At 69.7% G+C, this 12,130-nt stretch carries 14 protein-coding genes; 10 read left to right on the top strand and 4 right to left on the bottom strand.

Annotated features, from left to right (window positions below):
• Positions 1-49: 49 nt before the first annotated feature.
• The 3 genes from ABD732_RS09380 to ectA are packed head-to-tail and all read right to left on the bottom strand — an operon-like array spanning position 50 to position 2,278.
• Entirely contained in the window at positions 50-448 is a 399-nt protein-coding gene (locus tag ABD732_RS09380; protein WP_344782950.1) for an ectoine synthase, read from the bottom strand.
• Positions 445-1,740 carry a diaminobutyrate--2-oxoglutarate transaminase gene (gene ectB, locus ABD732_RS09385; RefSeq protein ID WP_344782952.1) on the bottom strand — a complete coding sequence of 432 codons (1,296 nt, stop codon included), beginning with the start codon at positions 1,738-1,740 and terminating at the stop codon, positions 445-447. Before ectB ends, ABD732_RS09380 begins: the two co-directional genes overlap by 4 nt.
• Positions 1,741-1,750: 10 nt before the next feature.
• The gene (ectA, locus tag ABD732_RS09390; RefSeq protein WP_344782954.1) at positions 1,751-2,278 is read right to left on the bottom strand and encodes a diaminobutyrate acetyltransferase; all 528 of its coding nucleotides are present in this window, start codon (positions 2,276-2,278) and stop codon (positions 1,751-1,753) included.
• Between the two features lie 157 nt (positions 2,279-2,435).
• On the opposite strand from ectA, the gene rsmD reads away from it, so the two are divergent.
• The 6 genes from rsmD (at position 2,436) to mutM (ending at position 6,642) form a co-directional block, all read left to right on the top strand.
• Positions 2,436-3,005, top strand: a complete 570-nt coding sequence (rsmD, locus tag ABD732_RS09395; RefSeq protein WP_344782956.1) for a 16S rRNA (guanine(966)-N(2))-methyltransferase RsmD — start codon at positions 2,436-2,438, stop codon at positions 3,003-3,005.
• A gap of 37 nt (positions 3,006-3,042) precedes the next feature.
• Positions 3,043-3,531 (top strand): pantetheine-phosphate adenylyltransferase, encoded by a 489-nt coding sequence (gene coaD, locus ABD732_RS09400; RefSeq protein ID WP_344782958.1) that lies wholly within the window; start codon positions 3,043-3,045, stop codon positions 3,529-3,531.
• Positions 3,532-3,659: 128 nt separating this feature from the next.
• The gene (locus ABD732_RS09405) at positions 3,660-4,454 is read left to right on the top strand and encodes a DivIVA domain-containing protein (RefSeq protein WP_344782960.1); all 795 of its coding nucleotides are present in this window, start codon (positions 3,660-3,662) and stop codon (positions 4,452-4,454) included.
• Positions 4,455-4,488: 34 nt separating this feature from the next.
• On the top strand, positions 4,489-5,052 hold the full coding sequence (locus ABD732_RS09410; RefSeq protein ID WP_344782962.1) for a YceD family protein: 564 nt from the start codon (positions 4,489-4,491) through the stop codon (positions 5,050-5,052).
• On the top strand, positions 5,049-5,771 hold the full coding sequence (gene rnc, locus ABD732_RS09415; RefSeq protein WP_344782964.1) for a ribonuclease III: 723 nt from the start codon (positions 5,049-5,051) through the stop codon (positions 5,769-5,771). The genes ABD732_RS09410 and rnc overlap by 4 nt, the downstream gene beginning before the upstream one ends.
• Positions 5,764-6,642 (top strand): bifunctional DNA-formamidopyrimidine glycosylase/DNA-(apurinic or apyrimidinic site) lyase, encoded by an 879-nt coding sequence (mutM, locus tag ABD732_RS09420; protein WP_344782966.1) that lies wholly within the window; start codon positions 5,764-5,766, stop codon positions 6,640-6,642. Before rnc ends, mutM begins: the two co-directional genes overlap by 8 nt.
• 31 nt (positions 6,643-6,673) lie before the next feature.
• Here the strand turns inward: mutM and map are convergent, their stop codons facing one another.
• Positions 6,674-7,444: a type I methionyl aminopeptidase gene (gene map, locus ABD732_RS09425; RefSeq protein ID WP_344782968.1), complete on the bottom strand. Its 771-nt coding sequence runs from the start codon at positions 7,442-7,444 to the stop codon at positions 6,674-6,676.
• 47 nt (positions 7,445-7,491) lie between these two features.
• Between map and ABD732_RS09430 the strand changes: the two genes are divergently transcribed.
• The 4 genes from ABD732_RS09430 to smc are packed head-to-tail and all read left to right on the top strand — an operon-like array spanning position 7,492 to position 12,130.
• Complete coding sequence (locus ABD732_RS09430; RefSeq protein ID WP_344782970.1) at positions 7,492-7,758, top strand: helix-turn-helix domain-containing protein; 267 nt, start codon at positions 7,492-7,494, stop codon at positions 7,756-7,758.
• Positions 7,759-7,810: 52 nt separating this feature from the next.
• Complete coding sequence (locus ABD732_RS09435; RefSeq protein WP_344782972.1) at positions 7,811-8,224, top strand: OsmC family protein; 414 nt, start codon at positions 7,811-7,813, stop codon at positions 8,222-8,224.
• Between the two features lies 1 nt (position 8,225).
• On the top strand, positions 8,226-8,495 hold the full coding sequence (locus ABD732_RS09440) for an acylphosphatase (RefSeq protein ID WP_344782974.1): 270 nt from the start codon (positions 8,226-8,228) through the stop codon (positions 8,493-8,495).
• 38 nt (positions 8,496-8,533) lie between these two features.
• Positions 8,534-12,130 (top strand): chromosome segregation protein SMC, encoded by a 3,597-nt coding sequence (smc, locus tag ABD732_RS09445; RefSeq protein WP_344782976.1) that lies wholly within the window; start codon positions 8,534-8,536, stop codon positions 12,128-12,130.

Consider the following 12,130-nt stretch of genomic DNA (forward strand, 5'->3'; position numbering starts at 1 on the left):
CCATCGTGCGGACCGCGGATCGAAATCGGTCGAACCCGGTTCCGGGACGTCAGTCGTCGACGGTCACCAGCGGGTACACGCCGTTCTCGTCGTGCACCTCGGTGCCGACGACCGGCGGGTTGAAGACGCAGAGCATCCGCATCGGTCCGCTGTCGTCGACGGTGACCGTGTGGCGCTCGTGGCCGTTGAGCAGGTACATCGTGCCGGGGGCCAGCGGGTAGACGGTGCCGTCCTCACGGTCGGTCAGCGTCCCGGTGCCTTCCACCAGCCACACCGCTTCGACGTGGTTGGCGTAGTGGAACTCGTTGACCGAGCCGGGCTCGATGGTGGTCTCGTGGAACGAGAAGCCCACCCGGTCGCCGCCCAGCACGATCCGCTTGGACCGCCAGTGTCCGGCGGCCACGTCGCGGTCGGTACCGGTGATCTCCTCGGTGGTACGAACGATCATTCAGCAACCTCCGGGGTGCGCTCGGTGGCGACGGCCGCGACCGCCTTGCTCAGGATGTCCAGGCCGCGCTGCAGGTCGTCCTCGTCGATGGTCAGCGGCGGAAGCAGCTTGACCACTTCGTCGCTGGGGCCGGAGGTCTCGGCCAGCAGACGGTCCTCGTACGCCAGGGCGCAGACCTTGCCGGCGAGCTCGGGCTCGTCGAAGACCAGGCCCTGCACCATGCCGCGACCGCGGTGGGTGACGCCCTCGTACTTCTCGGACAGACCGGCGAAGGTCTCCGAGATGATCGCGCCCTTGCGGTGCACGTCGCGGGTCAGCAGGTCGTCCGACCAGTACTTGTTGAGCGCCGTGGTGGCGGTCACGAAGGCCGGGTTGTTACCGCGGAAGGTGCCGTTGTGCTCGCCCGGATTCCAGACGTCGTGCTCGGGCTTGAGCAGAGTCAGCGCCATCGGCAGGCCGTAGCCGCTGATCGACTTGGACAGCGTCACGATGTCCGGCTTGATGTCGGCGATCTCGAACGAGAAGAACTCGCCGGTGCGGCCGCAGCCCATCTGGACGTCGTCGACGATCAGCAGGATCTCGCGCGACTGGCAGAGCTCGGCGAGCGCGCTCAGCCATTCGGCGCGAGCGACGTTGACGCCGCCCTCACCCTGAATGGTCTCCACGATCACCGCGGCCGGCCGGTTGAGGCCCGAGCCGTGGTCGTCGAGCACTCGGGTGAACCAGCCGAAGTCCTCGACGGCGCCGTCGAAGTAGTCGTCGAACGGCATCGGGGTGCTGTGCACCAGCGGCACGCCGGCGCCGGCGCGCTTGGTGGCGTTGCCGGTCACCGAGAGCGAGCCCAGGGTCATGCCGTGGAAAGCGTTGGTGAAGCTGACGATCGACTCGCGGCCGGTCACCTTGCGGGCCAGCTTCAGCGCGGACTCGACCGCGTTGGTGCCGGTCGGACCGGGGAACTGGACCTTGTAGTCCAGGTTGCGCGGCGCCAGGATCCGGTCGTGGAAAGTCTGCAGGAACTCGCCCTTGGCGACGGTCGACATGTCCAGACCGTGCGTGATGCCGTCGCGCACCAGATGGCGCAGCAGCGCTTCCTTGAGGTCGGGGTCGTTGTGCCCGTAGTTGAGTGCGCCGGCGCCAGCGAAGAAGTCGAGGTATTTGTTGCCGTCGACGTCGGTCAGCCACGCGCCCTGCGCGGTATCGAAGATGGCCGGCCAGTTCCGGCAGTAAGAACGGACTTCAGATTCGTATTTAGTGAAGGTTTTGTCGTCCACATGCGTATCGATGGTGGTCATCGTTATTTCCTTATTCAGATTGTGAATCCGCCGCCAGGATGTACAGATCCTCTGGTTGGTGTGCATCCGGGAACAGTGTTGCGGCGAAGAGGGATTCGGATCGGAATCCCAATCCCAGGGTTTTCGCGGCTGAAGCGAACAGATGCTTCGAGCCGTCGTTGTCCGGGCTGATGGTGGTCTGCATGCTCGTCACGCCCTCGGCGCGGCAGCGCTCGAAGAGTTCGACCAGCATGCGCGCGGCGATTCCCCGGCCGCGCTGGTCGGCATCGACGGCCACCTGCCAGATCATCAGTACATCCGGCCGGCTCGGCTTTCGATACCCGGTCACGAACCCCACCACGCCGCCGTCGGATTCGGCGACGATCGACGTGTCTGGAAAATCGTGGCACCACAGCACATAGGCGTAGCTGGAATTGACGTCCAGCACCTGGGAATCGCGGGCGATTTCCCAGAGGCGCATTCCATCGTCGACCACCGGTTTCCGGAAGCTCGTTCCGGTCCGGGATTCCACTGGTGATTTCGGTGTAGCCGGATTCATGACGCCTTCGACGGTAACGAGAACACGTCTCGAAGTCACAATGTGACAGCGGGCTTTCGCAGTTCCACCCGGTTCCTCACTGATCAGAGGGGGGATGTGGGATAAGTCACACCGGGGGCGTTCGCGAGGGCGGACGAGGAACTAAGATGGGTTCACCATGCCCCGCATCATCGCCGGCGATTTCCGCGGTCGCCGACTCGCCACCCCCGCCGACGCCACCCGTCCCACCTCCGATCGGGTCCGCGAAGCGATCGCCTCGATGCTCGGAGCGCGGATGGACATCGCCGATGCCCGCGTGCTCGATCTTTACGCAGGGACCGGGGCGCTGGCATTGGAAGCGCTCTCGCGGGGCGCGGGCAGTGCGGTCCTGGTGGAATCGGACCGCAGGGCCGCCGCCGTGGTGCGGGAGAACATCGCGGTCTGCGGCGCGCAGGGCCGGGCTCGCGTGGTGAACCGGTCGGTGTCCTCCTACCTGGCCGCCCCCGGACAACTGTTCGATCTCGTCTTCGCCGACCCGCCGTACGCGCTGAGCGCGGACGAGATGTCCGGTGTGCTCGCCGCGCTGCCGCCGCATCTCGCCGAGGGGGCGTGGGTGGTGCTCGAGCGGGCCAGCCGCAGTCGGGAGCCGCGCTGGCCGTCGTCGCTCGAACCGGTCTCGGTCAAGACCTATGGGGACACCGTCGTCACCCTCGCCACGGCGGTCGTGGGCGACGGCGCGGCCGAGTAACGGGGCAGGGCAGGGGCGGCTCGGTAGGGTCTGCGCCATGAGTGCAGCAGTGTGCCCCGGTTCCTACGATCCGTTCACCCTCGGTCACCGCTTCGTCGTGGAGCGGGCCGCCGCCCGGTTCAACCGGGTGATCGTCGCGGTGGTCGTGAATCCGAACAAGCAGGGGATGTTCACCGTCCCCGAGCGCATCGCGCTGATCGAGAGCGACTGCGCCGATCTGCCCAATGTCGAGGTGCGTAGCTGGACCGGCCTGCTGGTCGATCTGGTCCGCGAGGAAGACGCCACCACCATCGTCAAGGGCCTGCGGTCGGAGACCGATTTCGCCTATGAGGCGCCGATGGCGCAGATGAACCGGGAGCTGTCCGGGGCGGAGACCTTCTTCATGCTCACCGATCCGCGGTACGCGCACGTGTCGAGTTCGCTGGTCAAGGAGGTGGCCAAGCTCGGCGGCGAGGCCTCCCCGTATCTCTCGCCGGCCATCCACGCGGCGCTGATGGACCGGATCGACGGGGTGCGTCGGGCCTGATCGGCCCGGTTCGGCGATATCGAGACACGCCCGCGCGCCTCCCCAGTCACATGAGCACCATTCGGCACAATGGCCTCAGGATTAACGACCAGGCCAGTCCTTCGGTACTGCGCCGGATAGGGGTAACCGTGTACCGCTGCTTCGAAGCTCTGGAAGAGATGATGGCCATCGTCGAGGAGGCCCGGGGCGTCCCGATGTCGGCGAACTGCGTGGTGCCGCGCGAGGCGATGCGTGAACTGCTCGACGATCTGCGCGATGCCCTCCCGGTGGAACTCGACGACGCCCAGGACGTGCTCGACGAGCGCGACACCCTGATCGACAACGCCCGCGAGAGCGCCGACACCATGGTCTCCAGCGCCGAACGTGACTCCTCGTCGATGCTCGAGCAGGCGCGCGCGGAGTCCGACCGCATGCTGGCCGACGCCAAGTCGCGCGCCGACCGCATGGTCGACGAGGCCGCCGCCCACGCAGCCTCGGTGCAGCAGGCCGCGGCCGAGGAGGCTCAGCGCCTGCACACCAACGCGCAGCGCGAGTTCGAGGCGGTCACAGGCCGGGCCCACGCCGAGGCGGGCCGCGTGGTCGACGCCGGCAACGCGAACTACGAGAAGTCCGTCGCCGACGGCATCGCCGAACAGCAGCGCCTGGTCTCCGAGGCCGAGGTGGTGGCCGCGGCCAAGTCCGAGGCCGATCGCATCGTCGACGCCGCGTACGCCGAATCGGACCGCCTCCGGGGCGACTGCGACGTCTACGTCGACGAGAAGCTGGCCGGCTTCGAGGACATCCTCACCAACACCCTGCGGTCGGTGAACCGCGGCCGCCAGCAGCTGCGCACCGGTGCGGCCGTGCACGACTACGTCGAGTACGCCCACGACTACGCGGGCGCCGATCGCGGAGTCCACGCGGCCACCCCGATGGCGGGCTGACCGGCGGGGCGTTGCTCACGGTAAAATCACCGGCGTGAGCTCATCTTCCCGCACCAGTCCGTTCGTGATCGACGTGCGCAGCCTCCCGCGCCGGCCCGGTTCCATGATCGAGGTGCATCGGAGCTTCCCTGCGCCCGACCGCATCGGCGCGGAGATGATCGCCATCCCCGCCGAGGGTGAGATCGACGTGGACCTGCGGCTCGAGTCGGTGTCCGAGGGGGTGCTGGTGTCCGGCACGGTCAGCGCGGCCACGCAGGGCCAGTGCGGTCGCTGCCTGGAGCCGGTGACCGGCGACGTGGACCTCTATCTCACCGAGCTGTTCGCCTACCCGGACAGTGCGACCGATCAGACCAGTGACGAAGACGACGTCGCCCGGCTGGTCGACGACGAAGTGGATCTGGAACAGCTCGTCATCGACGGCGTCGGCACCGAACTGCCGCTCAGCCCGGTGTGCGACGACGACTGCGCCGGCCTGTGCGCCGAATGCGGCGTCCGGCTGGCCGACGCCGAGCCCGGACACGCCCACGAGAGCATCGATCCGCGATGGGCGGCCCTGGCCGACAAATTGACAGACCCCGGCGAGGAGTCGAAGGCGTGAGCAAAGCCGATCCGGCCGAGCTCCTCGCAGCCCTCGGCGTCAGCCTCAGCGAGGACCTGCTCACTCTGGCGCTGACCCACCGGTCGTACGCCTACGAGAACGGGAACCTGCCGACCAACGAGCGTCTGGAGTTCCTGGGCGACGCCGTACTGGGCGTCGTGGTGACCGAACGGCTCTACCTCGGCTTCCCCGATCGGCCCGAAGGGGAGCTGGCCAAGATCCGCGCCAGCGTGGTGAACATGAACGCCCTGGCCGACGTCGCCCGCGAACTGGGGCCCGGCGGCCTCGGCCGGCACCTGTACCTGGGGCGCGGCGAAGAGATGACCGGCGGCCGGGACAAGGCCAGCATCCTGGCCGACGGCCTGGAATCGATGCTGGGGGCGGTCTTCCTCGACCACGGCATCGAGGTGGCCAAAGAGGTCGTCCTCCGGCTGTTCGAGCCGATGATCGAGCGGGCCGGCGAACTCGGCGCGGGCCTGGACTGGAAGACCTCGCTGCAGGAGCTCACCGCCGCGCACAGCCTCGGGGTGCCGCACTACCAGATCAGTTCCACCGGGCCCGACCACGACAAGGAGTTCACCGCCGAGGCCATCGTCGGTGGCGCCGCGCGCGGCTCCGGGGTGGGCCGGACCAAGAAGGAAGCCGAGCAGAAGGCCGCCGCGCTGGCCTGGCAGGCCCTCAACGGCGAGTACGGCTCCGGCGAGAGTACGAGTGCCTGAACTACCCGAGGTCGAGACCATTCGCCTGGGGCTGACCGAGCACCTGACCGGGCGCCGGGTGACGGACGTGCAGGTGCTGCATTCGCGTGCGGTGCGCAGACACGCCGGGGGACCGGTCGATCTGCGTGACCGCCTGCGCGGAAAACAGTTGCTCGGGGTCTCCCGGCGCGGCAAGTATCTGTGGCTGGCGGCCGCAGACGCCGCCGACGAAGTGGCCGCGGTGGTGCACCTCGGGATGAGCGGGCAGATGCTGATCGCGGGGGCCGGGGCACCCGATCCGGTGCACCTGCGGATACGCGCGGAACTCGACGACGGCAACGAACTGCGCTTCGTCGACCAGCGGACCTTCGGCGGCTGGCACCTCGACGACTACGCCGAAACCGGCGGCAGTCGGCTGCCCGTGTCGATCGCGCACATCGCCGCCGACCCGTTCGACCCCGCCTACGACCCCGGGGCGGTGGTGGATCGGCTCCGCCGCAAGGACACCGAGATCAAACGCGCACTGCTGGACCAGACGGTGATCTCCGGCGTCGGGAACATCTACGCTGACGAGGCCCTCTGGCGGGCGCAGTTGCACGGGCGTCGCCGCACGCGCGGCATCCCGCGGGCCCGGCTGCACCAACTGCTGGAGGCGGCCGGAGAAGTGATGAGCGAAGCGATCACCGTCGGCGGCACCTCGTTCGACGCCCTGTACGTGAACGTCAACGGCGAGTCCGGCTACTTCGACCGCGCCCTGAATGCTTATGGGCGGGAAGGGGAGGAGTGCGCGCGGTGCGGCGCCCCGATGGCCCGCGAGAGCTTCATGAACCGCAGCTCGTTCTTCTGCCCCGTCTGCCAGCCGCCGCCGCGCAGTCGGACGCCGCGCCGGTGATCGGGTGAACCGTGCGGAACCCGCTGTTCGATCACGAAGGCCGCGTGAGGATTTCGGCGCCGTGTTCGGTGATCGCGATCGTGTGTTCGCTGTGTGCGGTGCGGCATCCGGTCGCGCTGCGTAACGTCCAGCCGTCGGAGTCGGTGATCAGCCGGTCGGTGTCGGCCATCACCCACGGTTCCAGTGCGAGCAACATGCCGGGCCGCAGCTTGAAGCCGCGTCTCCGTCGCCCCGAGTTCGGCACGTGCGGGTCCTGGTGCATGGTGGTGCCGATGCCGTGACCGCCGAACTCGAGGTTGATCGGGTAGCCCGCGCCGGCGAGTACGGTGCCGATGGCGTGGGAGATGTCGCCGACGCGCGCTCGAGGTCCCGCCGCCGCGATGCCGGCGGCCAGCGCCCGCTCGGTGCACTCGATCATCATTCGATCCCGCGAAGAGTGGTCCTGCCCGACCACGAAGCTGACCGCAGCGTCCGCGGCGACGCCATTGAGCTTGGCGGCGAGGTCGAGGGTGAGCAGGTCTCCATCGACCAGCCGGTAGTCGTGCGGCTTCCCGTGGAGGACGGCGTCGTTGACCGCTGTACAGACGTAATGCCCGAACGGGCCCCTGCCGAACGACGGCGCGTAGTCGACATAGCAGGATTCGGCGCCGGCTTCGAGGATCATGCCCTTGACCCACCGGTCGATGTCGAGCAGATTCGTGTCGACCCGCGCTCTGTCTTTCATGGCGTGGAGGATGTCGCCGACGAGACGGCCCGTGGCGCGTGCGCGTTCGAGCTGGGCATGGTCGAGGATCTCAATCATTCCAATAACTATACCGGTCAGATCATACCGGTATTACAGTGGTTGGCATGGTCAGACTGCCGCTCACCGTCGGGGAGATCGAACGTGGGCAGCGCCTCGGTGCGCTGCTGAGGCTCGCCCGGGGTGAGCGCTCGATCCTCGCCGTCGCACTCGAAGCCGACGTGTCGCCGGAGACGTTGCGGAAGATCGAGACGGGGCGGGTGGCGACGCCCTCGTTCCCGACTATCGCCGCCCTCGCACAGGTGCTCGGCCTCTCCCTCGACGAGTTGTGGGCGCAAGTGGCTGAGCCGTCGGACGCGGTCTCCACGGCCTGATGATTGGATTCGTAGGACACGAAAGTCCGCCCCGATCGAAAGGCAAGAACTCATGACCGAACTCTGGGTCCAGCGCACCGGCCCCCGCCGCTATACCGGACACAGCTCCCGCGGGGCGCAGGTGCTGATCGGTTCGGAGGACGTCGAAGGGGTCTTCACTCCGGGCGAACTGCTGAAGATCGCCCTGGCGGCCTGCTCGGGCATGTCCACGGACCTGCCCCTGTCGCGCCGCCTCGGTGACGACTACGAGGCCACCGTCCGGGTCTCCGGCGACGCCGACCGGGAGAACGAGGTGTACCCGCGGATCGACGAGGTGCTCGAGGTGGACCTGTCCGCCCTCGAGCCCGAGGCGCTGCAGCGCCTCCTGGTGGTGGTCGAGCGCGCCGTGGACCGGGTGTGCACCGTCGGGCGCACCCTCAAAGCCGGCACTGAGGTGAAGCTGACCATCGACGCCGACGGGGCCTGACATGGAACGGCTGACCGCGTACGTGCACGGCATGGTCCAGGGGGTGGGTTTCCGCTGGTGGACCCGGTCACGGGCGCTGGAGCTGGGCCTGACCGGCTACGCCAAGAATCTGGCCGACGGACGCGTGCTGGTGGTGGCCGAGGGCCCGCGGCCGGCGCTGGACGCCCTGCTGGCCCAGCTGCGGTCCGGGAAGACCGCCGGGTCGGTGGACCTGGTGGTCGAGAGTTTCGATCAGGCGCGCGGCGAGTACAGCGGTTTCTCCGAGCGGTGAGCATCCCCGCCGATCACCGGTGAGTAGGCTTTAGCGTCGTGCACCTCAAAAGCCTGACCCTGAAGGGCTTCAAGTCCTTCGCGTCGGCGACGACCCTCCGCTTCGAGCCGGGCATCACATGTGTGGTGGGCCCCAACGGCTCGGGCAAGAGCAATGTCGTCGACGCGCTGACCTGGGTGATGGGCGAGCAGGGCGCCAAGGCGCTGCGCGGCGGCAAGATGGCCGACGTGATCTTCGCCGGCACCTCCGGCCGCGCCCCCCTGGGCCGCGCGGAAGTGACCCTGACCATCGACAACTCCGACGGTGCGCTGCCGATCGACTACTCGGAGGTCTCGATCACCCGCCGCATGTTCCGCGACGGCGCCGGCGAGTACGAGATCAACGGGAATGCCTGCCGGCTGATGGACGTGCAGGAGCTGCTGTCCGACTCGGGCATCGGCCGCGAAATGCACGTCATCGTCGGTCAGGGTCGGCTCGCGACCATCCTGGAATCGCGCCCGGAGGACCGGCGCGCGTTCATCGAGGAGGCGGCCGGAGTGCTCAAGCACCGCCGCCGCAAGGAGAAGGCGGTCCGCAAACTCGACGCGATGGCCGCCAACCTCGCCCGGCTGACCGACCTGACCGCCGAACTGCGCCGCCAGCTCAAACCTCTGGGCCGGCAGGCCGAAGTGGCCCGCCGCGCCGCCACGGTGCAGGCGGAACTGCGCGACGCGCGACTGCGGCTGGCCGCCGACGACCTGGTCGCCCGGCGCAGCGAGATGGCCGAGCATTCGGCGGTCGAGGACGAGATCCGGCGCAAGCAGGACGAAGTGACCGCCGAGCTGGACGCCGCCACCGCGGCGCTGACGGCGAGCCAGGAGCAGCTCGCGCAGGTGGCCCCGGCCGCGGCCGAAGCCGGCCGGGTGTTCTACACGCTCTCGGCCCTGGCCGAACGGGTCGAGGGCACCCGGCGGGTGGCCGCCGAACGCGCCACCCACCTGGCGACGCCGAGCGCACCGGCCGGGGGCCCGGATCCGGACGAGTTGGAGCGCCGCGCCGACGAGGCGGCCCTGGCCGAGGCCGAGCACACCGCCGCCGTCGAAGAGGCTGCCGGCCGCCTGGAGTACGCCACTGCGGCGCTGGCCGCGGCCGAAGAGGCGTCGGCGCAGGCCGAGAAGGCCCACCTGACGGCCGTCCAGGCGGTCGCCGACCGCCGCGAGGGCCTGGCCCGGCTGGAAGGTCAGGCCGCCACCCTGCGCAGCCGCGTCGACTCGGTGGAGGGGGAGACCCAGCGCCTGACCGAGGCCATCGATGCCGCGCACGAACGCGCCGCCGCCGCGCAGCGCGAGCTGGACGAGGCCGCCGAGCGGATGCGAGACCTGGAGGCCCGGGAAGAGGGCCTGGACTCCCACCACGAACGCTGCGTCGCCGCGCTGACCGCGGCCGGCGAGCAAGTCGCGGCCCTGCGCCAGGCCGAGCGGGAAGCCGAGCAGCGGATCGCCTCGCTGACCGCCCGGATCGACGCGCTGGCCGTCGGCCTGGAACGCGCCGACGGCGGCGCCTGGCTGCTCGAACGCGAAACCCGTGGACTGCTCGCGCCGCTGTCGGAACTGCTCACCGTGGAACCCGGATACGAGACCGCGATCGCCGGCGCCCTGGGCCCGGCGGTGGACGCGATCGCCACCGTCGACCAGGTCGCCGCCCTAGGCGCGCTCGAGGCCCTGCGCGACGGCGAAGGCGGCCGCGCCGCACTGATCGTCGGGGGACTGGCCGACCGGGCCCGCGGCGACCGCCCGCAACTGCCCGCCGGCGCGGTCTGGGCGCGCGACGTGGTGACCGCACCCGGATCCATCGCCGGTGCGATCGACGTGCTGCTGCACCACATCGTCCTGGTGGACGACGCCGCCGAGGCGATGACCGTGGCCCGAGAGCACCGGGTGCTCGCGGTGACCCGCGCCGGTGACCGTATCTCCGAGGCCGCGGTGGAAGGCGGCATCTCGGCGCGGCCGTCGACGCTGGAAGTGCAATCGGCGATCGACACCGCCACCGAAGACCTGGCCGCGGCCCGCCGGGACGCCGAGCAACTCGCCGACGACCTCGCGCGGGCCCTCACCGAGGAGCGGGGGGCCGCCGAGGCCGCCGAGGGGGCGCTTGCCGCGCTCGGCGAATCCGACGCCGACGTGGGGGCCGCCTACGAACTGCTCGGCCGGCTGGGCACCGAGATCCGCAGCGCCGAACAGGAGGCGCAGCGGCTGGTCCGCCAGCGCGAGCGGGCCGAGGAGGGCCGGGCGGAGAACCTGGCCGAGCTCACCGCCGTCGACGAGCGGCTGCGGCGCGCCGTGGACGAGACCGACCTGGACCACGACGACGATGCAGACCGCGCCCTGCGGGAGGCGGCGGCCGCCGAAGTCGCCACCGCACGGTCGGTGGAGGTGGAGACCCGGCTGGCGCTGCGCACCGCCGAAGAACGGCTGTCGTCGGTCCGGGGCAAGGCCGAGGGACTGCGCCGCAGCGCCGCCGCCGAACGCAGCAACCGCGAGCGGCAGCGCCGCCAGGACGCGCAGCGCCGCTACGCCGCCGGGGTGGCAGCCGCCGTGGCCGAAGCCTCGACCGCGCTGGCCGAGGAGGTCGCCGCCGGACTGGCGAGCGCCGCCGCCGGACGTGACCAACTCGAAGCGGCCCGCGCGGCCCGCACCGCCGAGACCGAAGAACTGCGCGGCCGCGTCGACGCCGCCGGCGCCACCCTGAACTCCCTGCGCGATGCCGTTCACCGCGACGAGGTGGCCAAGGCCCAGGCCGCCCTGCGGATCGAACAGCTCGAGGAACAAGTCCTCGAGCAGTTCGCCGTGGCACCCGACGACCTGATCGCCGAGTACGGCCCGGACGTCCCGATGCCGCCGTCGGATCTGGAGATGCGCGAATACACCGAGGCCAAGGCGCGCGGCGAACTGGTGGTGGCCCCGGCCCCGATGCCCTTCGACCGCGCCACCCAGGAGACCCGCGCGAAGAAGGCGCAGAAGGATCTGAACACCCTCGGCAAGGTCAATCCGCTGGCCCTGGAGGAGTTCGCGGCGCTGGAAGAGCGCTATAACTTCCTGTCCGCGCAGCTCGAGGACGTGAAGGGGGCCCGTGCGGACCTGCTCGAGGTGGTCGCCGAGGTCGACGCCCGCATCCTGCAGGTCTTCACCGAGGCTTACGCCGACGTGGAGAAGGAGTTCTCCCAGGTGTTCGCGACCCTGTTCCCGGGCGGCGAGGGCCGACTGGTGCTCACCGACCCGAACGATCTGCTGACCACCGGCGTCGAGGTGGAGGCCCGGCCGCCGGGCAAGAAGGTCAAACGGCTGTCGTTGCTGTCCGGCGGCGAGAAGTCGCTCACCGCGGTGGCCATGCTGGTCGCCATCTTCCGCGCGCGGCCCTCACCGTTCTACGTGATGGACGAGGTGGAGGCCGCCCTCGACGACGCCAACCTGCGGCGGCTGATCAGCCTGTTCGAGCAGCTGCGCGAACGCAGTCAGCTGATCGTCATCACCCACCAGAAGCCGACCATGGAGATCGCCGACGCCCTGTACGGCGTCAGCATGCGCGGCGACGGCATCACCCAGGTCATCTCCCAGCGTCTGCGCGGCGTCGATCTGACGCCCGCCTCCGCAAGCTGA

The organism is Gordonia caeni (assembly GCF_039537105.1).
In the GTDB taxonomy this organism is placed as follows: domain Bacteria; phylum Actinomycetota; class Actinomycetes; order Mycobacteriales; family Mycobacteriaceae; genus Gordonia; species Gordonia caeni.